The 22,652-nt window shown below is 63.4% G+C and carries 23 protein-coding genes; 12 read left to right on the forward strand and 11 right to left on the reverse strand.

Going from position 1 to position 22,652, the window contains the following annotated elements; genetic code table 11:
* Nucleotides 1-31: 31 nt before the first annotated feature.
* The gene (locus tag BM338_RS10680; RefSeq protein WP_255367264.1) at nucleotides 32-3,094 is read right to left on the reverse strand and encodes a TonB-dependent receptor; all 3,063 of its coding nucleotides are present in this window, start codon (nucleotides 3,092-3,094) and stop codon (nucleotides 32-34) included.
* 524 nt (nucleotides 3,095-3,618) lie between these two features.
* Between BM338_RS10680 and BM338_RS10685 the strand changes: the two genes are divergently transcribed.
* Nucleotides 3,619-3,987 (forward strand): BON domain-containing protein, encoded by a 369-nt coding sequence (locus BM338_RS10685; protein WP_090450854.1) that lies wholly within the window; start codon nucleotides 3,619-3,621, stop codon nucleotides 3,985-3,987.
* Between the two features lie 80 nt (nucleotides 3,988-4,067).
* Here the strand turns inward: BM338_RS10685 and BM338_RS10690 are convergent, their stop codons facing one another.
* Together BM338_RS10690 and BM338_RS10695 are read right to left on the reverse strand one after the other, a co-directional pair.
* Nucleotides 4,068-5,234, reverse strand: coding sequence for a PilT/PilU family type 4a pilus ATPase (locus tag BM338_RS10690; RefSeq protein ID WP_090450855.1), 1,167 nt, complete (start codon nucleotides 5,232-5,234; stop codon nucleotides 4,068-4,070).
* Nucleotides 5,235-5,272: 38 nt separating this feature from the next.
* Nucleotides 5,273-6,310, reverse strand: coding sequence for a type IV pilus twitching motility protein PilT (locus tag BM338_RS10695; protein WP_090450856.1), 1,038 nt, complete (start codon nucleotides 6,308-6,310; stop codon nucleotides 5,273-5,275).
* 728 nt (nucleotides 6,311-7,038) lie between these two features.
* On the opposite strand from BM338_RS10695, the gene proC reads away from it, so the two are divergent.
* The 3 genes from proC to BM338_RS10710 are packed head-to-tail and all read left to right on the forward strand — an operon-like array spanning nucleotide 7,039 to nucleotide 9,009.
* Nucleotides 7,039-7,863 (forward strand): pyrroline-5-carboxylate reductase, encoded by an 825-nt coding sequence (proC, locus tag BM338_RS10700; RefSeq protein WP_090450857.1) that lies wholly within the window; start codon nucleotides 7,039-7,041, stop codon nucleotides 7,861-7,863.
* Nucleotides 7,860-8,435, forward strand: a complete 576-nt coding sequence (locus tag BM338_RS10705; RefSeq protein ID WP_090450858.1) for a YggT family protein — start codon at nucleotides 7,860-7,862, stop codon at nucleotides 8,433-8,435. Before proC ends, BM338_RS10705 begins: the two co-directional genes overlap by 4 nt.
* 16 nt (nucleotides 8,436-8,451) lie before the next feature.
* Nucleotides 8,452-9,009 (forward strand): hypothetical protein, encoded by a 558-nt coding sequence (locus tag BM338_RS10710; RefSeq protein ID WP_090450859.1) that lies wholly within the window; start codon nucleotides 8,452-8,454, stop codon nucleotides 9,007-9,009.
* Between the two features lie 8 nt (nucleotides 9,010-9,017).
* Here BM338_RS10710 and BM338_RS10715 read toward each other — a convergent pair whose 3' ends face one another.
* The 3 genes from BM338_RS10715 to pdxH all read right to left on the reverse strand — a co-directional run bounded on the left by BM338_RS10715 (nucleotide 9,018) and on the right by pdxH (nucleotide 10,943).
* Nucleotides 9,018-9,821: a cobalamin-binding protein gene (locus BM338_RS10715; RefSeq protein ID WP_090450860.1), complete on the reverse strand. Its 804-nt coding sequence runs from the start codon at nucleotides 9,819-9,821 to the stop codon at nucleotides 9,018-9,020.
* Nucleotides 9,822-9,904: 83 nt separating this feature from the next.
* Nucleotides 9,905-10,345: a secondary thiamine-phosphate synthase enzyme YjbQ gene (locus BM338_RS10720; protein WP_090450861.1), complete on the reverse strand. Its 441-nt coding sequence runs from the start codon at nucleotides 10,343-10,345 to the stop codon at nucleotides 9,905-9,907.
* Between the two features lie 10 nt (nucleotides 10,346-10,355).
* Complete coding sequence (pdxH, locus tag BM338_RS10725; protein ID WP_090450862.1) at nucleotides 10,356-10,943, reverse strand: pyridoxamine 5'-phosphate oxidase; 588 nt, start codon at nucleotides 10,941-10,943, stop codon at nucleotides 10,356-10,358.
* A gap of 39 nt (nucleotides 10,944-10,982) precedes the next feature.
* On the opposite strand from pdxH, the gene BM338_RS10730 reads away from it, so the two are divergent.
* Nucleotides 10,983-11,813, forward strand: coding sequence for a kinase (locus BM338_RS10730; RefSeq protein WP_090451252.1), 831 nt, complete (start codon nucleotides 10,983-10,985; stop codon nucleotides 11,811-11,813).
* A gap of 64 nt (nucleotides 11,814-11,877) precedes the next feature.
* Here BM338_RS10730 and BM338_RS10735 read toward each other — a convergent pair whose 3' ends face one another.
* The 4 genes from BM338_RS10735 to BM338_RS10750 all read right to left on the reverse strand — a co-directional run bounded on the left by BM338_RS10735 (nucleotide 11,878) and on the right by BM338_RS10750 (nucleotide 14,325).
* A complete protein-coding gene (locus BM338_RS10735; protein WP_090450863.1) occupies nucleotides 11,878-12,081 on the reverse strand; it encodes a dodecin family protein in 204 nt (67 codons plus the stop codon).
* 122 nt (nucleotides 12,082-12,203) lie between these two features.
* Nucleotides 12,204-12,548: a YbjQ family protein gene (locus tag BM338_RS10740; protein WP_090450864.1), complete on the reverse strand. Its 345-nt coding sequence runs from the start codon at nucleotides 12,546-12,548 to the stop codon at nucleotides 12,204-12,206.
* Nucleotides 12,549-12,996: 448 nt separating this feature from the next.
* Entirely contained in the window at nucleotides 12,997-13,461 is a 465-nt protein-coding gene (locus BM338_RS10745; protein ID WP_143109284.1) for a hypothetical protein, read from the reverse strand.
* Nucleotides 13,462-13,497: 36 nt separating this feature from the next.
* A complete protein-coding gene (locus tag BM338_RS10750; protein WP_090450866.1) occupies nucleotides 13,498-14,325 on the reverse strand; it encodes an SDR family oxidoreductase in 828 nt (275 codons plus the stop codon).
* A 26-nt stretch (nucleotides 14,326-14,351) separates the two neighbouring features.
* On the opposite strand from BM338_RS10750, the gene BM338_RS10755 reads away from it, so the two are divergent.
* The 7 genes from BM338_RS10755 (at nucleotide 14,352) to BM338_RS10785 (ending at nucleotide 21,677) form a co-directional block, all read left to right on the forward strand.
* A complete protein-coding gene (locus BM338_RS10755) occupies nucleotides 14,352-14,891 on the forward strand; it encodes a shikimate kinase (protein WP_090450867.1) in 540 nt (179 codons plus the stop codon).
* A gap of 2 nt (nucleotides 14,892-14,893) precedes the next feature.
* A complete protein-coding gene (aroB, locus tag BM338_RS10760) occupies nucleotides 14,894-15,994 on the forward strand; it encodes a 3-dehydroquinate synthase (RefSeq protein WP_090450868.1) in 1,101 nt (366 codons plus the stop codon).
* A 107-nt stretch (nucleotides 15,995-16,101) separates the two neighbouring features.
* Nucleotides 16,102-16,362, forward strand: a complete 261-nt coding sequence (locus BM338_RS10765; protein WP_090450869.1) for a WGR domain-containing protein — start codon at nucleotides 16,102-16,104, stop codon at nucleotides 16,360-16,362.
* A gap of 1 nt (nucleotide 16,363) precedes the next feature.
* Nucleotides 16,364-17,434 carry a uroporphyrinogen decarboxylase gene (gene hemE / locus BM338_RS10770; RefSeq protein ID WP_090450870.1) on the forward strand — a complete coding sequence of 357 codons (1,071 nt, stop codon included), beginning with the start codon at nucleotides 16,364-16,366 and terminating at the stop codon, nucleotides 17,432-17,434.
* Between the two features lie 55 nt (nucleotides 17,435-17,489).
* Nucleotides 17,490-17,939: a VOC family protein gene (locus BM338_RS10775; protein WP_255367265.1), complete on the forward strand. Its 450-nt coding sequence runs from the start codon at nucleotides 17,490-17,492 to the stop codon at nucleotides 17,937-17,939.
* Between the two features lie 47 nt (nucleotides 17,940-17,986).
* Nucleotides 17,987-18,670: a DUF4328 domain-containing protein gene (locus BM338_RS10780; protein ID WP_090450871.1), complete on the forward strand. Its 684-nt coding sequence runs from the start codon at nucleotides 17,987-17,989 to the stop codon at nucleotides 18,668-18,670.
* Nucleotides 18,671-18,848: 178 nt separating this feature from the next.
* Nucleotides 18,849-21,677, forward strand: coding sequence for a valine--tRNA ligase (locus BM338_RS10785; RefSeq protein ID WP_090450872.1), 2,829 nt, complete (start codon nucleotides 18,849-18,851; stop codon nucleotides 21,675-21,677).
* Nucleotides 21,678-22,177: 500 nt separating this feature from the next.
* On the opposite strand, the gene rimI is transcribed toward BM338_RS10785, so the two are convergent.
* The gene (gene rimI, locus BM338_RS10790; RefSeq protein WP_090450873.1) at nucleotides 22,178-22,648 is read right to left on the reverse strand and encodes a ribosomal protein S18-alanine N-acetyltransferase; all 471 of its coding nucleotides are present in this window, start codon (nucleotides 22,646-22,648) and stop codon (nucleotides 22,178-22,180) included.
* Nucleotides 22,649-22,652 lie beyond the last annotated feature (4 nt).

The raw sequence follows: 22,652 nt of genomic DNA on the forward strand, positions 1-22,652 counted from the left end.
GCCGTCGCCAGGCGCCGGCTCCTCGTCCCGCTTAGAAGTCGTAGCGGGCGGTGATACGGAAGTAACGCGGATCCGTGTAGTTCAGCTCACGACCGTACAGCGGATTCACCGTGGTGCGGTTCGTCGCGTAACGGTAGTTGTACATCGTCGCCGTCTGGCGGTTCAGTACGTTGATCGCGTCGAGCTGCAGGGTCAGCTTGTTATCCATCCAACCCGGCGTGTAAGCCACGTTGAGGTTCAGCTGATAGGTCCACGGAGTGGTGCCGTGCGAGCCGCGCGGCGAGATCCCGTAGCCAGCCTGGCCCGGCAGACCGCAGAACCAGTACGTAGAACTGTTGTACAGGCCCTTGTCGGCAGTCGGGTAGTAGCTGGTGCAGTTCTTCGGACGACCCGAGGCCGCGATCAGCGTGGCACCAGCGCGCCACTCAGACGTGAACTGGTAGTAGCCGAACGCCTTGAGCTGATGCGCACGGTGGTTCGGCAGCACGCCATTGGAGCCCACCATCAGCTGCACCAGATCCCAGTCCTGCGTACGCGACACGTCGGTCTGGCCGCCCGCGCCGGTATCCAGGTCGGAAGCCAGCTGGCCTTCGGTGTTGCCGTAGTTGCGCGAGAAGGTGTACTCGAGCTTGCCGTACCACTTGTCGGCGAACGGATGCTCGACGAACAGATCGACGGCGTAGTACTTGCGCTTCAGATCCGGCAGGCCAAGCTCTTCCTTGCTGAAGTGCTTGGTGACGATGCTGCCGTCCGGCTGCAGGAAGTCGAAGGTGTTGCCCGTACCCGGATTGAAGGTGAGGCAACGGCCGCCCAGCGCCGGAACGCAAGTGTCGTCGATCGCACTCATCAGCTTGCGGTAGGTCAACTTGGCGCCCCAGTTGAAGGCGGGGCTGATCTGCTGCTCCATGCCGAGGATGTACTCATCCTGGTAATGCGAACGGATGTTCTTCGCTGCCACCGTACGCGGGTCCGGCGCCTGGCCACACTCGAGGTTGGAGGAAACGCCACCGGTGTTGGCGCAGATGTACTTGCTGGTCGGATCGACCGTGATCGGGCTCAGCCCCTGAGGGACACCCGTATTTGGATCGACGCCGGTGTAGGTGAAGTACTGGTTGGTGATCAACGAGCCCGACACGCTGCGCACGGCAGCATTGTTCGGAATGGCCAGATGGTAACGACCCGCGTTGGCGAACACCTTCAGGCTGGAGTCGCCGAACACATCCCACGACGCACCGATACGCGGAGCCAACTGGTGACGCTGCTTGATGTAAGCCTCGCCATTCTTGTTGTAGTTGGTGAACTGCTCGTTGCGCAGGCCCACCGACAGCAACCAGCGGTCGTTGATCTGCCAGCGGTCTTCGATGAACTGAGCCGCCTGATCGGTCTCGACACCTGCACTCTGGGTGTTATAGGCCTTGTTGACGTAGTAGCCCTGCTTACCCAGGCCGCCCGCCGCAGCCGGCGTACCGATCACGCCGAGGCTGGCATCCAGCGGGGCGTTCGGGTTGGTCTGCTTGCCGTAGATCCAGGCGTAGTCGCCAGCGTACTTCTTGCCGGTGAATGACTTGGCGTTCTGCGCGTCGTAACCGAAACGGATGTCGTGGCTACCGAGGCGATACTCGACGTCCAGGCGCCAGCCCTTGGTCTTGTCGTTGGCGCCATCGAGCGGAATGGTCGAGGTCACAGCGGTCTGACAGGTGTTGTAGACCTGGCCAGGAGCGCTGGTACCCGAAGGTACCGAGATAAACGGGCAGTTCGGATCGTAACCGTCGTTGATCTGGACGTGATTGATCTTCTGCGTGCCATACAGCGCCGACACCGTCAGGTCATCGGTGATGTAACCGGTGTACTTGCCGATGTACAGATCGCCGCCTTCCTTGGTGTAGACGCCGCCGGTCTTGGTGTTGCCATGGGTCAACGTGTTGTAGTCAAAGCTGGAACGGCTCGAGGTGTACTGAGTCTTGTCCGACACACCCGTGAATTCGAGGATGTGGTTGTCGGTGATGTTCCAGTCGATCTTCGCGGTCCAGCGCGGGATCTTGTAGGTGTAGTCGTTATTGCCGATGCGTGAGGCAGCTGCAGCGGAGTTCGAGAAAGACAGCACGCTGCGGCCTTCCTGACGATTCACTTCTGCGTCGACGTAGTAGAACAGGCGATCCTTGATCAGCGCGCCGCTGAGGTAGGCACCTACGGTCGACTTCCAGTACTGGGTCTTGTTGCGGTACTGGTACAGCGTACCGTCGGTGCCCGCGTTGGTTACCGCGCCGGTCTTGGGGAAGTAGTTGTTGCGCGGGCTGGCGCGCAGCGCTTCCGGTTCCCAGATGGAGTAGATGCCACCCTTGGTCTGGTTGCTGCCGCGCTTGGTGACGATGTTGATCACGCCGCCGGTGGAGCGACCGAACTCGGCGCCATAGCCGCCGGTCAGCACCTGCTGCTGGTCGATCGCATCGAACGGCAGCTGGGTGAAGCCGATCGAGGTCAGCGGGTTGGTCACGGCATAGCCGTTGATGAAGTAGGCGTTCTCGGACGAGGCCGCACCACCGAAGCTCGGCACGCCATAGCTCGAGTTGGCGACCACGCTCGGTGCCAGCAGCGCAGCAGCGCCGATGTCACGCGCGATCGGCAACTTGGCCAACTGCTCGGAGGTCAGCACGGTGCGGGTGTCGACCGAGGACACGTCGATCGCCGGCAGGGCCGAGGCCACCACCGAAACGCCATCCAGGTTCTTCGCGGCGTCAGCAGCAGCGGTAGCGCCACCGAACGAGACCTCCGTACCGCCAGCGATGCTCAGCTCCACGTTGTCGCGGGTGCTGACATTGGAGCCGTTGTTCTTCAGGGTGACCTGGTAGCGACCGGTCGGCAGCGAGCTGAAGCGGTAGCGGCCAGAGTCGTCGATCGCGGTCGAGCGGGTCAGGCCGGTGTCGACGTTCTTGATCTCAACGGTGTTGCCAGCCTGGGCGGCAACCTGACCGAAGATCGAGCCGGTGATGTTGGACTGAGCAAGGGCGCCGGTGCTTGCCAGGGCAAGGGCAACGGCCAGGGCCAGGGACGAACGTCCCTTAGGCCGCTTCGTAAAAGCAGCGAAATAACTCACGAGTTGTACTCCCATCAACTTGTTTGCAACACATGATCCGCAAGCATTTACGGACCGGGGATGTGGGTTTTGCGAGTCCTGGGGGGACCCTGCTCAGAGAAGATCAACTTCGCTTCTGGACGGAAAACCACGTACGCGGGCCTGCAACGAGCCCCCCTTCTGTCACCGTCCAGCCCAAAGAGCAGCGGGCTGTATAGCGCAACAAACTACGAAGCACAACGAATTCGTAACCGAAATTTCCTAACCATGTCACAGGTAATGGCTTGATTGTGCAGCGCAAAATCACCTAAGCCCATGTACGAAAAGGCCTAGTTGGTCGGCGCAAGTTTGACGTAAGCTTTTGCGAAACATCCTGATTACTTCGCCGTGACGCCCTCTGCGCAATCGCGATCGCGCACTGAACAGCATCACCCTCCGGCCAAGCGGGATTCATCGGCGAAGTGTTGGTATGCATCCCGGATGCGGCGTGGCCGCCGCGCCCGACTGTCTCTCCGGACAGCGTCCCCACACTTCAGGAGAGTGCCATGCGAATCACCACCCTCACCCGCAAGACCCTCGCCGCCGGCCTGGCCGTGTGCCTCGCCGCCATGCCGTTCGCCCAGCTCACCGCGCAGGACGCCGGCGCCATGCAGAAATCCGCCGCGGAACAACAGACCGTGCCCGGCAAGGCGGCCGATGCCTGGATCACGACCAAAGTGAAATCCGAGCTGGCCACCACCAAGGGCATCAAGAGCAGCGACCTGTCGGTCACCACCACGGACGGCATGGTGAGCATCACCGGCACCGCCAACAGCGCGATGGAGAAGGTCAAGATCGAGCAAGTCGCCAAGGCAGTGAAAGGCGTGAAGAGCGTCGATACCGGCGGCCTCACCGTCAGCGATGCTGTGAAGTAAACGCACCCATCGCTTCACCCAAAAAGAAAGGAGCCCATTGGGCTCCTTTCTTTTCTTTCGTGAAAAATTTCCGACCCCGATCAGCGCTGCAATAGGCCGCCGCCGAAGTTCTGCGAGTCGCGGGTTTCTTCCAGCTCCACGCCGTCCAGGCCCTGCGACAGCGTATGCGCATCGCCACCCTGCGCCAGCTTGATGCGCAGGCGCACCTCGTTGGAGCTGTCGGCGTGCCGAAGCGCGTCTTCGTAGGAGATCTCGCCGGCGTGATAGAGCTCGACCAGACTCTGGTCGAAGGTCTTCATACCAAGGTTGGTGGATTCCTTCATCACTTCCTTGAGCTTGTGGATCTCGCCCTGGCGGATGTAGTCCTGCACCAGCGGTGTACCCAGCAGCACCTCGACGGCCACGCGACGCGCCTTGCCGTCCGGCGTGGGAATCAGCTGCTGCGCGACCACGCCCTTGAGGTTCAGCGACAAGTCCATGAACAACTGTTGGCGGCGATCTTCCGGGAAGAAGTGCAGGATGCGGTCCATTGCCTGGTTGGCGTTGTTCGCATGCAGCGTGCACAAGCACAGGTGACCGGTTTCGGAGAAGTTGATCGCGTGTTCCATCGTCTCGCGCGTACGCACCTCACCGATCATGATCACATCGGGTGCCTGACGCAGGGTGTTCTTCAGCGCGTTTTCCCAACTGTCGGTATCGATGCCCAGCTCACGCTGGGTGATGATGCATCCCTCGTGCTTGTGCACGTATTCGATCGGGTCTTCGATAGTGATGATGTGGCCAGTCGAGTTCGCGTTGCGGTAGCCGATCATCGACGCCAGCGAGGTCGACTTACCGGTACCGGTGCCGCCCACGAAGATGATGATGCCGCGCTTGGTCATCGCCAGCTGCTTGATCACCGGCGGCAGGCTCAACTCTTCGATGGTCGGGATCTTCGACTCGATCCGACGCAACACCATGCCCACGCAATTGCGCTGGTAGAAGCAGGACACACGGAAGCGGCCCACGCCCTGCGCCGAGATGGCGAACTGGCACTCGTGGGTTTTCTCGAACTCCTCGCGCTGCGAGGGCGTCATCACGTTGAGCACCATGTCGCGCGACTGCTGCGCGGAGAGCGGGCTCTGCGTGATCGGCACGATGCGTCCCTGCACCTTCATCGAAGGCGCGACACCGGCTGTGATGAACAGGTCCGATGCCTTTTTGTGCACCATCAGCTTCAGGAACGAGGTGAAATCGAAATCACTCATGGCACGGACCCTCTGGATTCAACACGACCAACCACCGCTTATTTGAAGACATCCTTGTTCTTGGCATAGCTCGCCGCCTGCTGGCGGGTCACCAGGCCACGCTTCACCAGATCCTGCAGGTTCTGATCGAGCGTTTGCATACCGTACTGCTGACCGGTCTGGATCGACGAATACATCTGCGCCACCTTGTCCTCACGGATCAGGTTACGGATCGCCGGAATGCCAACCATGATTTCGTGCGCCGCCATACGGCCACCGCCTACCTTCTTCAGCAGCGACTGCGAAATCACCGCGCGCAGCGACTCGGACAGCATCGAGCGCACCATCGGTTTTTCGCCCGAGGGGAACACGTCGATGATGCGGTCGATAGTCTTGGCTGCCGAACTGGTATGCAGGGTGCCGAACACCAAGTGACCGGTTTCCGCGGCGGTCAACGCCAGGCGGATGGTTTCCAGGTCGCGCAACTCACCCACCAGGATGAAGTCCGGATCTTCACGCAGCGCGGAGCGCAGCGCCTCGTTGAAGCCGTGCGTGTCGCGATGCACCTCGCGTTGGTTGACCAGGCACTTCTGCGAGGTATGCACGAATTCGATCGGATCCTCGATGGTCAGGAGGTGGCCGTATTCGTTCTTGTTGATGTGATCGACCATCGCCGCCAGCGTGGTCGACTTGCCCGAACCGGTGGGCCCGGTGACCAGGATCAAGCCTTGTGGCTGCTCGATCAGCTCGCGGAAGATGCGCGGCGCGCCCAGGTCTTCCAGGGTCAGCACTTCGGACGGAATGGTACGGAACACCGCACCGGCACCGCGGTTCTGGTTGAACGCGTTGACGCGGAATCGGGCCAGGCCGGGAATCTCGAACGAGAAGTCGACCTCGAGGAATTCTTCGTAGTCGCGACGCTGCTTGTCCGACATGATGTCGTAGATCAGCGAGTGGACCTGCTTGTGCTCCAGCGCGGGAATGTTGATGCGGCGTACATCGCCATCCACGCGGATCATCGGCGGCAGGCCGGCGGACAAATGCAAGTCCGAAGCCTTGTTCTTCACCGAGAAGGCAAGCAGTTCGGCGATATCCATCAGGTTCCCCTTCAACCGATCATCAGGTGGCACGGTGCGGTCGCCGCTTCGGTGGGGGTGGGCGCAGGCGGCGCTGTGCAGCGCCCGGATGCAACCCGAACTGTGAAAACCCCGATTCCCCTTGCAGCGCGCCGATACTACTCGTGGCAAGGGCGGCGGGACCAGTCTTTCGTCTGGGGTATCGCTGAAAGTGATGACGGGGTTGCAGAAGTGTGGGGGTGCGCGCTTTTTACTCCCTCTCCCCTTTGGGGAGAGGGCTGGGGTGAGGGGCGCTCTTGAGATACGCCCCTACTCGTCATTCCGGCGAAGGCCGGAGGCGCTTCACAACAGCGAAGCTGGTCATCCAGTGCCTTGCAGCTCGGCTGTCGCGTTTGCGTGCCCGGGCTCGCCTGCCGCGCGCTTCCGAACCGCTGCCGCGGTCCGGGTCACTTTCTCTTTGCTGGCCCAAAGAGAAAGTGACCAAAGAGAAATGGCCTGAAGGGCTTGCGGCGCGCTCTGTAGCGACGCCTTTTCCAGTGTCAGACGTCGGGAATGTTTTCTTCTCGACCTGATCGTCTAGCCTTCACCGCCGCGCAGAGCTAGCTCCCTCCCCTGCTTGCGACGCGCAGCTAGTCCCGTGGGACAGGGGAGGGTTGGGGAGGGGTAACGCTCTTGCGACAACCTTCCCTCTGCTCCGCCTTCACCCTCCTCTCCGGTAAGGTATGGATCTGATTTGGTGAGGAACCCGCATGACACGTATCGCTTTTATCGGCGGCGGCAATATGGCGCGCAGTTTGATCGGCGGCTTGTTGAAGACCGGTATCCCGGCGTCGGCCATGACGGTGGCGGAGCCGCGGGCGGATGCGCGGCAGGAGCTGGGGCGGGATTTCGGGGTGGCTTGTTTCGCGGAGAGCCGGCTGGCGGCAGCGGAAGCGCAGGTGCTGGTGTTGGCGGTGAAGCCCCAGATCATGCCGGCGCTGCAGGGAGAGTTGCGCGATACCTTGCAGCGCAATCGCCCGATGTTGATTTCGATTGCCGCGGGTGTGCGTGTGGATCAGCTGGAGCGCTGGTTCGGTGCGTTGCTTCCTATCGTGCGCTGCATGCCCAACACCCCTGCCCTGATCGGCGCCGGTGCGACGGGTCTGTATGCCAATGCACGGGTGAGTCCGCCGCAGCGGGCGCAGGCGCAGCACATTCTGGATGCGGTGGGGCTAACGCAGTGGATCCACGACGAAGCGTTGATGGATACGGTGACGGCCATTTCCGGTTCGGGGCCAGCGTATTTCTTCGCGCTGGTGGAGGCGCTGGAAGATGCCGCCGTGGCGCAGGGCATGCCGCGCGAGACGGCGCGCGCGCTGGCCGCACAAACCTGTCTCGGCGCGGGCCGCATGCTGGCGGAAAGTAGCGAGGATCCCGGCGAGCTGCGTCGGCGCGTCACTTCGCCCAACGGCACCACGCAGGCCGCACTGGAGAGCTTTGCCAGCGACGGCCTGCCGCGTATTGTCTCCCGCGCCGTTGCCGCGGCCACTCAACGCGGCGTCGATATGGCCGCCGCTCTGGATAACGCCTCGTGACTTACCTGCTCAATGCTTTTTCGTTTCTGATCGACCTGCTCTTCGGCGCCGTAGCGACGCTGTTCGTGCTGCGCCTGCTGGCCGAAGCCTGCCGCGTCGACTTCAACAATCCGCTCAGCCAGTTCGTCTACCGCTATACCAATCCGGTGCTGGCACCGATCCGGAAGCTGTTGCCCAACTGGCGGCGAATCAATCTGGCCGCGCTGCTGGTGGCATGGCTGCTGATGCTGATCAAGCGGGCGCTGCAGTTTGCCTTGCTTGGCATCGCGCCCGGCATCGGTGGCTTGCTGCTGCTTTCGCTGGCCGATCTGATCGACTTTGTATTGATCTTCTATCTGGTGCTGATCTTTGTCTGGTCGCTGACGAGCCTGATCCAGGCCGATCGCCAGCATCCGGTACTGCGCCTGATCAGCAGCCTGGTGAATCCCCTGCTGCGTCCGCTGCGCGGCAAGCTGGTGGTGGGCATGCTGGATTTTTCGCCATGGGTGGTGATGATCGCGCTGGTGCTTGCACGCATCCTGCTGGTGGCGCCGCTCGCCAATCTGGGCAGCACCATGGCCTTGGGCGGCTGAGTCGAAAGGAAGGGACATGGTGATGCGCATTCGACCACTGCTCGCCCTGCTCGCCTTCCCGGTCATTCTGATCGCCGCGCCCGTCGATCCGCCGCGGGTCACCGTGCGGGGCCACATCCAAACAGCGCAAGGCGACCGTCCGGCGCGGCTCACGCTTGTCTGCACGCAAGGCAACGGCGGCGCACTCACGTTGCAGCTATGGCTGCCCGGCGAGCGCTTGGCCGACTTCGATCTCGATGCCTATGAAGGCCCCGGTGCGCCAGCTGCACAACGCGCTTCAGCGCATTTGCGCATCGGAGACCAACAGCTTCCCGCCGCGAAAGTCGGCGGCTGGTACACCAGCGAACCCGCCGACGCCCCAATGTCCTTCGTATTCGGTCTTTCCAGGCTTGCTCGCCAGACCGGAACAGCGGCAAGTGCCGCGCGCGCCCTGGGCAAGAGCGGCGCGACCCTTCAATGGACTCAGGACAATCCGAAACCCGGTGGCCAGCCGTTGAATGCGAGCTTCAGCCCTTCCGCTTCGGAAAGCGCGCAGATCGAGCGTATTACCGCGCCCTGCCTGCCTCGCCGCTGAGGACTCTCCTACGCTTGCCGTCCGGCCCATGCGGCGATGTGTCCGTGGATGGCGTCGAGGCCGTCGAACAGCGCGGCCGGGCCGGGCTGCAGGATGATCGGCGATTTGATCTCGTAGAGGTCACCGTTGCGCACAGCGGGAATCGCTTCCCAACCCGGCCGTGTCGCGACCCGCTCCGGGCGGAAGCGCTTGCCGCACCAGGAGCCGAAGATGATGTCGGGCGCCTGCCGCACCACTTCCCCAACGTCTTCAAGAATGCGGTGCTTGGCCAATGACTCGCCGGCCTGATGCGGAAACACGTCATCGCCACCGGCGATGCGTACCAGCTCTGCCACCCAGCGGATGCCGGTGATCAGCGGATCGTCCCATTCCTCGAAATACACCTTCGGCCGCTGCGGCAACGCCTCCGCCGCCGCGCGGATCGCTTCGATGTGCTGCTCGGCCTTGCGCGCATACGCCTCGGCCTTCTCCGTCGCACCGACCATGGCACCAAGCCGTCGGATATAGGCGAGGATGCCGTCCACGCTGCGATGGTTGCTGATCCACACCTCCACGCCGGCCTTGATCAGCTCGCGCGCAATGTCGGCCTGGATGTCCGAGAAGCCGATAACCAGATCGGGTTCCAGTTTCAGAATATCGCCGATCTTGGCGCTGGTGAAGGCCGAGACCTTCGGCTTCTCCTTGCGTGCCCGTGCCGGCCGCACGGTGAAACCGGAGATGCCGACGATGCGGTGCTCTTCCCCGAGCGCATACAGCACTTCGGTGGGTTCTTCGGTAAGACAGACGATGCGGCTGGGAAAGTGATCGGGCATGGGGAGAAACGCGAAGACGAAGTAAGAAATGAGTATGGCGACTAACTACTCTTTTCTCACGCCCTACCTCTCCTCACTTACCTTCAGTGCCCCAGCACCGTCACGGTGACCTTGCGCTGGTGAGGGTCGACACGGTGCTCCCACAGATAGAGCCCCTGCCAGGTGCCGAGCTGCAATTTGCCGCCGTGCACCGGCACGGTAAGGCTGACGCCGGTAAGGATGGAGCGCACGTGAGCCGGCATGTCGTCCGGCCCTTCGGCGTCGTGCTGGAAGATGCTGTCGCCGTCCGGCACGGCGCGGGTGAGCCAGCGCTCCAAGTCCGCGCGCACTGCGGGGTCGGCGTTCTCGCTGATCAGCAGCGAGCAACTGGTGTGCGCGGTGAACACATGAGCGATGCCGGTCTGCACGCTGCTGGCCGAAACGATCTCGCCCACCTTGTCGCTGATCTCGCTGAAGCCGCGGCCGCGCGTATGCACGGTGAAGCCGGTTTGCGCGACGTGCTGGGCGGGCGTGGCTCGGCTCATGACAGCGTCCTCAGGGATAGAGCATGCGGCTGGTCCAGGTCTGGCCATGGCGGCTCCAGCGTACCCGCTCGTGCAGGCGGAACTCGGCGCCGTACCAGAACTCCACCATGTCCGGCTCCACCACATAACCGCCCCAGTGTGGCGGGCGCGTGACGTCGCGGCCTTCAAACTCGTGTTCATAGCGCGCCACGCGCTGCTCGAAGGTCTCGCGGTCCGGCAAGGTCTGCGATTGCAGTGAGGCCCAGGCGCCGATCTGGCTCAGCCGCGGGCGACTGGCGAAGTAGGCGTCGGACTCCTCGTCCCGCAGTTTGCGAGCTACACCTTCCACACGCACCTGCACGCCTTCACGCAGGATCTTCCAGTGGAAGCACAGCGCCACCTGGGCATGCGCCTCCACTTGCGTGGCTTTGTCGCTCTGATAGTTGGTGTAGAAGCGGAAGCCGCGCTCGTCGGCCCCCTTCAATAGCACGATGCGTGAGCTCACCCGGCCGGCGCTATCGACGGTGGAGAGGCTCATGGCGGTGGGTTCCGGATCGCTGCCCGCACGGGCGTCGTCCAGCAGTTGCAGGAAGGTGTCGAGGATCTCAGGTTTCAGCATGGGTCTTGAATCGTGGCCGCCGCGCGCCATCATGCGCGGATGGTTAACGATGCTAGCACGCAGAATTCGACCCTGGCGGGCCACTTGCTCGACCAGTACGCAGGGCGCATCGCCCGCTCCAAACGCCCCTACCTGCTTGGCCTGTCCGGCCTGCAAGGCAGCGGCAAGAGCACGCTGGCGCGGGAAATGAAGGCCCAGGCCGAGGCGCGCGGCTGGCCGACCGAGGTGCTGTCGCTGGACGATTTCTATTACAGCCGCAGCGAGCGCGACGTGCTGGCCCACCAGATCCACCCGCTGCTGCGTACCCGCGGTGTACCCGGCACCCATGAAATCGAACTGCTGATGTCGGTGCTGGCCGCCCTGCCCCAGGCATCCGAAAAACTGCCGGTGCCTTATCCGCGTTTCGACAAAGGCCGCGATACGCGTGTGCCGCCGTCGCGCTGGCCCAAGGTCGCGCGGCCGCCGAGGTTGGTCATCCTGGAAGGCTGGGCGCTGGGCGTCCGTCCGCAGCTGCAAGCCGCCCTGGAAGATCCGGTCAACGAGCTGGAGCGCAACGAAGATCCCGACGGCGTCTGGCGCCATTGGGTCAACAAACAACTGCGCGCCTACCAGCCGCTATGGCGCAAGCTCGATGCCTTGATCGTGCTGCAAGCGCCCAACTGGGATGTGATCCGCGAATGGCGCAGCCAGCAGGAAGAAGAACTGCTGGCACGGCACGCGCCACTGGCGATGGATGCCGAGGCCATGGCGCGTTTCCTCGCCCATTACGAGCGCCTCAGCCGCCACGCCCTCGCCACCTTGCCCGCGCTCGCCGACAGTTGCGTGGAATACGACACGCAGCGGCATGTGACCGGGCTCAGCCACTTCTGATATCGGCGAACGCGCACCGTGCCGGCCGGCGGGTCGCCGGCACGACACCGCCTTGCCGCTGCCGTTATTCGATGACGAAATTGACGCGCATATTGACGCGCCATTCGGTCACGGCGCCTTTGTCGTCGGTGAGCACTTTGATGTCGTTCACCCATGCTCCCTTGATGTGCTTCACCGTCTTGGCCGTCTTCTTCAATCCTTCCTTCACGGCGTCCTCCAGACCTTTGGTGGACGAGGAACTGATCTCGATGATCTTGGCTACCGACATGGCATGACCTCCGGCAAGCCGCGCAGGCGGCGCGGCGACGCTCCCCCGAACGGCCAGTCTGTCCATGCGTAGGGCCTGACGGCAAGCCGCAGCGCGGCAACGTCAAGGCGGCGTCAAGAAATTCAGCCAGCCGGCTCCACCAGCACCGCGGTGCCATAGGCAAGCACTTCGGTCACACCTTCGGCCACGTCGTTGGCGTCATAGCGCATGGCGATCACTGCGTTGGCTCCATGCTCAGCGGCGTGCTGCAGCATCAGTTCGAAGGCTTCCTCGCGCGCTTTCTCGCACAGCTCGGTGTAGATCGAGATGTTGCCACCTACCAGTGTCTGCAGCGCCGCGCCGAGGTTGCCGATCACGCTGCGCGAACGCACGGTGATGCCGCGCACGATGCCCAACGGGCGGATGATGCGGTAGCCGGGGATTTCGTTGGTGGTGCTGACGAAGGCGGGTTGGATGGGGGTGGGCATGGTTGGAGGCCTTGGGTTGGGTGGTAGTGGGATCGTCCCATGGCGGGGAGGTGGCGGCATCTATCGCTGGTCCTGGCGCGCTCTGCTCCCTCTCCCTTCCGGGGAGAGGGTTGGGGTGAGGGGTGGGTGCTCGGCTTACCGTCTCTACTTCGTCATCCCTGCGTAGGCAGGACGAGCGCGCAGCGCGAAGAACGCCCTAGTGGGCGGCCCCGAAGGGGTGAGCGGAGCGAATCATCCAGTAGTGGTGCGCTTCGATTGTCGGGTCAGCGTGCCCTGGCTCGCCTGCCGCGGGCTTCCGAACCGCTGCCGCGGTCCGGGTCACTTTCTCTTTGCTGGCCCAAAGAGAAAGTAACCAAAGAGAAATGGCCTGAAGAGCGGGCGGTGTGCTCTGTAGCTACGCCTTTTCCAGTGTCAGGCGTCGGGAGCGCGCTCTTCTCAGCCTTATCGTTCAGCCCTCACTGGGGTCTTCATCTTCACTCAAGGCATAGTCGCCGCGGCGATAGGCATGCAGGACTTCGGTGGCTCGCGGCAGATCCTTTTCGGCAACCAGGAAACGCACGCCGCCGAAGCCACCTGAAATGCGTGGATTGGCTTGAGCGGGAACGGTGGCATAAGTGGTTGCTGCAATACCTTCCGCTGCGAGCTGGTAAAACACAGCGCGGGCGTCGTCGGTATCGAGCAGGGATTCGAGGCTGACCAAATCGGCTGGGTCAAGGAATGACTCGGGCTCGCCGTCCTCCCAAACTTCATCCTGACCATCGTCAGATACTGGCGCTTCGTACAACTGTCGCGCACGCAATTCGTCGGCGGCAATGGTCATGGCGTCCTCGGTCATATCGCCCGAGTGATAGCGGCGCAACAACTCCTCATCGCTCATCTGCTCGAAACGTTGCCGCATTGCTGTGCGATCCATGCCGTATCGTCCTGATGTGGGTAGCTGGTCCGCAGCCTACAACAAGGCCCGGTAGCCATCACGCGCATCCGGCCAGCGGAATTGGAAACCGCTGGCGTGCAGGCGCGCGTTGCTCAGGCGTTTGCTGCCGATGCCTGCGGGAGCGGGGCCTTCGGTGGGTGGTGGTGCGCCGATGAGCGTGGCGAGATGGTCGTAGAGGACATCCATCGGCAGCGGTGTGTCGTCGACGCCGAGGTATAGCGATTGCAGGTTTGTCTGCATGAGCAGGTGGGCGATGGCCGACGCGGCATCGTCGATGTGGATGCGGTTGGACCAGTGCGGTGTGCTGCGTGGGACGTGTGCCTGATTGGCGCGCAGGCGGTCGATTAGTTGGAGACGGCCGGGGCCGTAGAGGCCGGCCAGGCGCAGCGATGTCGAGGGTAGCGTTTGCGCGGCGAGCCAGCGTTCCGCGGCGAGCAATACCTGACCGTTGAAACCCGGTGGATCTGTGGGTGTGTTTTCGTCGACCCAGGCATCGCCGTGTTCGCCGTAGACGGCGCTGGATGAGACGAACAGCACTCGCTTCAATGCATCACGGTGGACAGCACTCAGAAGATGCTGCAAGCCATCACCGAACACCGCGCGATAGGCGGCTTCGTCGCGCGCATCGGGTGTTGGCGAATACACCAGCTGGGTAATCCCGAGCGGCAAATCAATCAGCGAAGCTGCCCGGGTCAGATCGCCGGCGAGCCAGCGGATACCGCTGCCATCACTCGCTGGTGGGCGCCGCCGCAGTGCCCATACTTCATCGCCACGCGCCAGCAAACGCTGCGCCACACGCTGGCCCAGATCACCGCATCCGGCCAACAGAACCCGTTCGGTCATGTCGGACCTGCTGTTAAAGTCGGCATATGAATCCTTCGTGCAACCTGTTCATCGTCGGCCCGACCGGCGCCGGCAAGACGTCGATCGGTCGACGCCTGGCCGCGCATTATGGGCTGCCTTTTGTCGATCTCGACCAGGAAATCGAGCGGCATTGCGGGGCTAGCGTGAGCACGGTGTTTGAGCTGGAAGGCGAGGCCGGGTTCCGCCGCCGCGAGAGTACGCTGCTGGAAGAATGCAGTGTGCGCCAGGGTGTGGTCCTTGCCACCGGCGCCGGCGCGGTGCTCGACCCGGCCAACCGGCGCCTGTTGATGGAGCGCGGCTATGTGCTGTGGCTGCAGGCTACGGTAGAGCAGCAGCTCGATCGCCTCGCCCGGGATCGCAGCCGTCCATTGCTGGCCGGCGAGGACCGCCGCGCCAAGCTGGAAGCCATGGCGCTCGCACGCACATCGATCTACCAAGAGATCGCCGACCTGATCATTCCCGGCGAATACGAACTCATCCACGAAGCCAGTGAACACAGCATCGCGCTGATCGATGCGCACTGGCAGCGCCAACATGCCGCATGACCATGACTGACACTCCGAACCCTCGCCATATCGACGTCGCCCTCGGCGAACGAAGCTACCCCGTCTGGATCGGCCAGGGGCTGCTCGATGACCATGCGCGCTGGCGCAGTGCCCTGCGCGGCAAGCATGTGCTGGTAATCAGCAACACCACCGTGGCACCGCTGTATCTGGACCGTGTGGCGAAAGGCCTGGATGGCCTGCGCTGGTCATCGTTCCTGCTCGATGACGGCGAAGCGCACAAGACCTTCGCCAACGTCGGCCTCGCGCTCGATGCCCTTGCCTTGCTCGGCGCCACGCGCGATGCCTGCGTGATTGCGCTGGGCGGCGGCGTCGTAGGCGACCTCGCGGGCTTCAGCGCGGCGTGCTGGATGCGCGGCATCGATTTCATCCAGATGCCGACCACGCTGTTGGCGATGGTCGATTCTTCCGTCGGCGGCAAGACCGGCGTGAACTTGCCGGCGGGCAAGAACCTGGTCGGTGCTTTCCATCAGCCGCGCGCGGTAGTGGCCGACATCGACACCCTTGCCAGCCTGCCTGATCGCGAATACCGCGCTGGCCTGGCCGAGGTGGTGAAGGGTGCGGCGATTGGCGACCTGCCTTTCTTCGAATGGCTGGAGCAGCACGCCGATGCCCTCGCCGCGCGCGAGAAAGGCCCGTTGATCGAAGCCATCGCGCGCAAGGTGCGCTACAAAGCCGGCGTAGTCGCGCGTGACGAAACCGAGCAAGGCGAGCGTGCCCTGCTCAACCTCGGCCACACGTTCGGCCATGCGCTGGAAACCGCCGGCAAGTACACCACCCTGCTGCATGGCGAAGGTGTGGCGGTCGGCATGGTACTGGCAGCGCAATTGTCCGAGCGCCTGGGCATGAGCCAGGCAGCCGACACGGCACGTCTGCACCGGCTGCTTGCCAGGCTGAATCTGCCCACGGCGATTCCGCAGGGCATGGACCCGGAGCAGCTGCTGGCCCTGATGCGACTGGACAAGAAGAACACCGCGGGAACGCTGCGGCTGATTCTGTGGCACGGCATCGGCAAGGCGGAAATCGTTGGTGGCGTGAACGAAGCACCGGTACTGGCCACGCTTAAGAACGCCACCGGGGCCTGATCACGCCCGGATACGCCTGCGTCACCCCCGCACTCGCTACAAACAGCCCGGCCTCCTAGAATACGTGGCCTGCGGCACGCCGTGCCGCGCCCATCACACTGCCTTCCATGCGCCTCTACCTGCAAACCGCGCCCGCTAACAGCGAAGCGCCACGTTATGTCCAGATCGTGCTGGAGCAGGACCTGCTCGGCGGCTGGACGCTATATCGCGAATCCGGCGTGCAGGGTGGCAAGGCCACGCTCAAGCGCGAGCAATTCCTGGAGCGCGACGATGCCATCGCCGCTTTCGAGAAAGCGCGCGATGCCCAGATCAAGCGCGGCTTCCGCGTGATGTTCAGCCAGGGCCAGGAAGGCCCGTACGGACGTTGAAATGACCGATGTTTTGAAAAACGACCGCTTCCTGCGCGCACTGCGCCGGGAGCCGACCGACACCACCCCGATCTGGGTCATGCGCCAGGCCGGCCGCTATCTGCCGGAATACCGCGCCACCCGCGCGCGCGCTGGCAGCTTCATGGCGCTGGCGCAGAACCCCGAGCTGGCCTGCGAAGTCACCTTGCAGCCGCTGGAACGCTTCGAGCTGGACGCGGCGATCCTGTTCTCCGACATCCTCACCATTCCTGACGCCATGGGTCTGGGCCTCAGCTTTGCCCACGGCGAGGGCCCGCAGTTCGCCCATCCGGTGCGCAACAAGGCCGACATCGACAAGCTCGGCGTGCCTGATATGGAAGGCGAGCTGCGCTATGTGATGGATGCCGTGCGCCTGATCCGTCGCGAGTTGCACGGCCGCGTGCCGCTGATCGGTTTCTCCGGCAGTCCGTGGACGCTGGCCTGCTACATGGTGGAAGGCCAGGGCTCGCGTGACTTCGCCACGCTGAAAGCCATGTGCTGGAACGAGCCCAAGCTCGCCCACCAGCTGCTCGACACGCTGGCGCAATCCGTCGCCGCTTACCTCATCGCCCAGGCCGCCGCCGGTGCGCAGGCGCTGATGGTGTTCGACACCTGGGGCGGTCTGCTCGGCCTGGCCGCATTCCGCGAGTTCTCGCTGCGCTATATGGCCAGGGTGGTCGAAGCACTGAAGGCCGACCCGCAGGCGCGCGAACTGCCAGTGATCCTGTTCTCCAAAGGTGCCGGCCGGCACCTTGCCACCATGGCCGACACCGGCTGTGCTGCCCTCGGTGTGGACTGGACCATCGACCTCGACGACGCCCGCCAGGCGGTCGCGGGCCGCGTTGCCTTGCAGGGTAATCTCGACCCCGCAGTGCTGCGCTCGAATCCCGACACCATTCGCCGCGAAGCGCGTGCCGTGCTGGACAGCTACGGCAACCATCCCGGCCACGTATTCAACCTCGGCCACGGCATCACGCCGGAAGTCGATCCGGAACACGTGAAGGTGTTGGTGGACGAGGTGCACGCCTACGGGCGCACGTTGCGCAAAAACTGAAAGCGGGTAGCGCGCCTCGATATCGAACTACTGCCTTAGCCACGACGATCGAGGTATGACCATGCGCCGCAACCGCTCCATACCCGCAAGCACCATCATTCCGGTACTTGGCTATGCCGACGTTACACAGGCAGCCGAATGGTTGTGCAAAGCCTTCGGCTTCCGCGAACGGCTACGCATCGCCGACCACCGTATCCAGCTGCTCTACGGCGACGGCGCCATCGTGATCACCGACGCCGGCCCCGAGCGCTCCACGCAGGCGACGTATTCGGTCATGGTCCGCGTCACCAACGCTGATGCACATTTCGCACAAGCCCAGGCTGCGGGCGCCAAAGTCCTCGGACCACCCGTGAGTCATCCCTACGGCGAACGCCAGTATTCGGCCGTCGACCCCGGCGGGCATGTCTGGACCTTTTCCGAAAGCATCGACGATGTCGATCCAGCAAGCTGGGGCGGCGAGTGGGTGGCATCTGCCCAGGACACGGATTCGACAACACCGGACTGAGTGCCGGATGATCCTCCTGCCCGACAGGGGGCTTGGGGAGTCACATCATGGAATACACGTACCGCAGCCTGGACTCGCGGACGACGTGGCTGTGCCGACTGCTTTACATGCTAGCCGCCATGGACGTCGTCTCGCTGTTCGGCAATCACTATCAGCGCACGGTGCTGCGCCGGGTGGCCTATATGACGGCCGACAATGCCGAGGCCATCCAGGCTCAGGCGGCCAGCAGCGACTTCTGGACCCGGCTGATCGCAATCCCACCGGTGGGCCTGCTTCTGGTGGTCTATGTGCTGGCCGGCATGTGGATCCACCGCGCCGCCGCCAATACGCGCGCGCTGGGCGCGAGCGGACTGTCCTTCACTCCAGGCTGGGCGGTGGGCTGGCACTTCATTCCCTTCGCGAACCTGGTCAAGCCCTATCAGGCCATGAGCGAAATCTGGCGCGCCAGCGCCGACCCCTATGACTGGGACCGCACGACGGCGCCGCGCGAACTGCCCCTGTGGTGGGGCCTGTGGCTCGCCACCTGCTTCATCGGCAACGCCATGCTGCGGCTGAGCCTGCATGCCGAGAAGGTCGACGAACTGCTCACCGTCAACACCTTGAGCATCGCGTCGGATCTGGTCAGCCTGCCGTTGAACCTGCTGTTCGCCCACATCCTGATCCGCATCGCCGACATGCAGGCCTCGCAGCCCGACCCCGCCGAGGCGCCGGGCCTCGCCGCGACGGCCTGAGCGCTCGCGCCGGGCGGGGCTCCGCCCGGCTTTCCGGGGTGCAATCGGCGTGCCGCACCCCCATCTACGCTGATGGGCGCGGCCGGCCGCGTTTTGGCAGCCCCGGCCCCGCCCCGTACAATCGTCTCCTTTGAATGCCCACCCGCGCCCCTTCCTGGCGCGCAATGACGAGCCCCCGATGGACAAGAGTTTCGAGCCCCAACAGATCGAGTCGAAGTGGTACGCACGCTGGGAGGCCAGCGGCGACTTTCAGCCGTCGGGGCATGGCGAGCCGTACTGCATCCTGCTGCCACCGCCGAACGTCACCGGCACCTTGCATATGGGTCACGCCTTCCAGCAGACGGTGATGGACATGCTGATCCGCTACCAGCGCATGCGCGGCATGAACACGCTGTGGCAGGTGGGCACCGATCACGCCGGCATCGCCACGCAGAAGATCGTGGAGAACCAGCTCGCCGCCGAAGGCAAAACGCGCCACGACCTGGGCCGCGAGCCGTTCGTCGAGCGTGTGTGGCAGTGGAAGGAAGAATCCGGCTCCACCATCACCAACCAAATGCGCCGCCTCGGCGTCGCCGCCGACTGGTCGCGCGAGCGCTTCACCATGGACGAGGGTCTCTCGCTCGCGGTGCGCAAGGTGTTTGTGGAGTGGTATCGCGCCGGCCTGATCTATCGCGGCAACCGCCTGGTGAACTGGGACCCGGTGCTGGGTACGGCCGTGTCGGATCTCGAAGTGAACAACGTCGAGCGCGATGGCCATATGTGGTCGATCCGCTATCCGGTGACGGGCAGTGACGAGAGTGTCGTGGTCGCCACCACGCGTCCGGAAACCATGCTGGGCGACGTCGCCGTCGCCGTGCATCCGGATGACGAGCGCTACCAGCACCTGATCGGCAAGATGCTTACCTTGCCGTTGAGCGGCCGCCAGATTCCAGTGATCGCCGACGACTATGTCGACAAAGACTTCGGCACCGGCTGCGTGAAGATCACACCCGCGCACGACTTCAACGACTACGCCATCGGCCAGCGCCATGGCCTGACGCCGATCGAGATTTTCACGCTCGAAGCCAAGGTCAATGGCAACGCACCGGCCAAGTATCAGGGCATGGATCGCTACGAAGCGCGCAAGGTCGTGCTTGCCGATCTTGAGGCCCAGGGCCTGCTGGTCGAAACCAAGCCGCACAAGCTGCAGGTGCCGGTGAGCCAGCGTTCCGACGCGGTGATCGAGCCGATGCTGACCGATCAGTGGTTCGTCGATCTCACTTCGGACGTCCAGAAGGATGGCCGCCCCGGTGGCCGCAAAGCGATCACCGAACCCGCGCTCGATGCCGTGCGCTCGGGTGAGGTCAAGTTCGTGCCGGAAAACTGGAGCACCACCTACACGCAATGGCTCGACAACATCCAGGACTGGTGCATCAGCCGCCAGCTGTGGTGGGGCCATCGCATCCCGGCGTGGTACGACGAAGCGGGCAACATCTTCGTCGGCGAAGACGAGGCTGATGCGCGCAAGCACGCCACCGTCATGCCGGTCGGCGCGCTCAAGCAGGATGATGACGTGCTGGACACCTGGTTCAGCTCGGCGCTGTGGCCGTTCTCCACGCTCGGCTGGCCGGCCAACGGTCCAGTGAAGAACGAGCGCGGCGAGATCGTCGCCAACTGGGAGACCGACAAAATCTTCCTGCCCAGCGCCGTGCTGGTGACTGGCTTCGACATCATCTTCTTCTGGGTCGCGCGCATGGTGATGGCGACCAAATACTTCACCGGTAAAGTGCCGTTCCGCGAGGTCTACATCAACGCCATCGTGCGCGATGCTGAAGGCCAGAAAATGTCCAAGTCCAAGGGCAATACCCTGGACCCGCTGGACCTGATCGACGGTATCGAGCTGGAGCCGCTGGTGGAGAAGTCCACCAAGTCGCTGCTGATTCCACAGGTGCGCGAGAAAGTCGAAAAGCGCATCCGCAAGGATTACCCGACCGGCATTCCCGCCATCGGCACCGACGCGCTGCGCTTCACCTTCGCCGCGCTGGCCAGCTACAGCCGCACCATCAACTTCGACATCAAGCGCGCCGAAGGTTACAAGGCGTTCTGCAACAAGCTATGGAACGCCGCACGCTTCGTGCTGATGAATCTGCCCGAAGGCGAGCTGCCGCCCGCGCCCGCCGCACCGGCGACCGAAGCGGAACGCTGGATCCTCACCCACCTCAAGCAGACCCTGGTCGAGGTGGAACAGCACTTCGTCACTTACCGCTTCGACCTGCTCGCACAGGCGCTGTACGAATTCACCTGGAACGAGTTCTGCGACTGGTTCCTCGAACTGTCGAAGCCCGCGTTGAATGGCGACGATGCAACGGCCGCCGCATCGACCCGCCACACCTTGCTGGTGGTACTCGAAACGGTGCTGCGCGCACTGCATCCCATCGTGCCCTTCATCACCGAAGAAATCTGGCAGTCGGTTGCACCCAAACTCGGCATCAAGGCCGAAGGCGTCTTGCAGCGCCCGTGGCCGAAGGCGAGCGACATCCCCACCGACGAAGCCGCCACTGCCGAAATCGAATGGTTCAAGAACGTGCTCAGCGGCATCCGCCGCATCCGCGCCGAAATGAACATTCCCCCCGGCAAAACCATCCCCCTGCTACTCGCCGACGGCGACGCCACCGATCGCTCACGCTCCGCCAAATTCGCTGCACAAATCAGCTTCCTCGCCCGCGTGGAAGTACCGCAGTGGATCACCTCCGGCGCCGATGAACCTGCCGCAGCCGCAGCCATCGTCGGCTCCATGCGCGTACTGATTCCACTCGCCGGCCTCATCGACCTCAGCGCCGAAAAGACACGCCTCGCCAAGGAAATCGGCCGCATCGAAAGCGAGATCAAGAAATGCGAAGGCAAACTCGGCAACGCCAACTTCGTCGCCAACGCACCCGCTGAAGTCGTGGCACAGGAACGTCAGCGCATCACCGACTGGGGCGTGCAGCTCAACGCGTTGCGCGAGCAGACGCAGAAGCTCGGCTGAGTTGATGGCGGGTTGAGGTGCGCGAGCAGCTCAACCCGCCAATAGCAACACGATCCCGAGCACCCATCACCCCTCCCCAACCCTCCCCTGCAAGCAGGGGAGGGAGAAGTGCTGTGCCAGGCGATGCGGGGGCGAACTCATGACTGCTCTTTGCAGCAGTGAGGTCTGGACAAAAGGGTTCGGAAGAAAACCATCCCGAAGCCTGACACTGGAAAAGGCGCAGCTACAAAGCACACCGCCTGCTCTCAGGCCATTTCTCTTTGGTTACTTTCTCTTTGGAACAGCAAAGAGAAAGTGACTCGGACCGCGGCAGCGGTTCGAAAGCCCGCGGCAGGCGAGCCAGCGCACGCAGAGGCTAAAACCGAGCGATAACGCCACTGGATTCCGGCCTGCGCCGGAATGACGAAGTGGAGACGGTGTCGCAAGGGCCGAACCCTCACCCCGACTACCTCTCCTACAGGGACAACCTTCGGATCACCAAAGCGAAAAGGAGCAACACGCTAAGACGCCACCAAATCCAACGCCATCACAATCGCATCCTCCCTACCCTGCCTCGCCGGATAGTAATTAGGCCGCCGACCAATCTCCGCAAACCCCGCCGACTGATAAAGCGTCTGCGCCACCGGATTAGAAGGCCGCACCTCCAGAAACACCCGCTGCGCACCATTCCAGCGCGCCACATCCAGCAAACGCTTCAGCAGATGCCGCCCCAGGCCCAGCCCGCGATAAGCCTGCCCGATGCAAAGGTTGAGCACATGCGCTTCACCGGCCGCGACGGACAACACACCGTAACCGGCCATCTCGCCCTCGACCCATAACACCCAGCACGGATGCCCCGCCTTCAGGCAATCGCTGAAGATGCCTTCGCTCCACGGAAAGTCGTAAGAAGCACCCTCCAGCGCGGCGACTCCGGGTAGATCGTCCCGCCGCATCGCGCGGACTTCCGCATGGGGCCGGGCGACGGCGACCATCGGC

Source organism: Dyella sp. OK004, from assembly GCF_900114495.1.
Lineage (GTDB): Bacteria > Pseudomonadota > Gammaproteobacteria > Xanthomonadales > Rhodanobacteraceae > Dyella_D.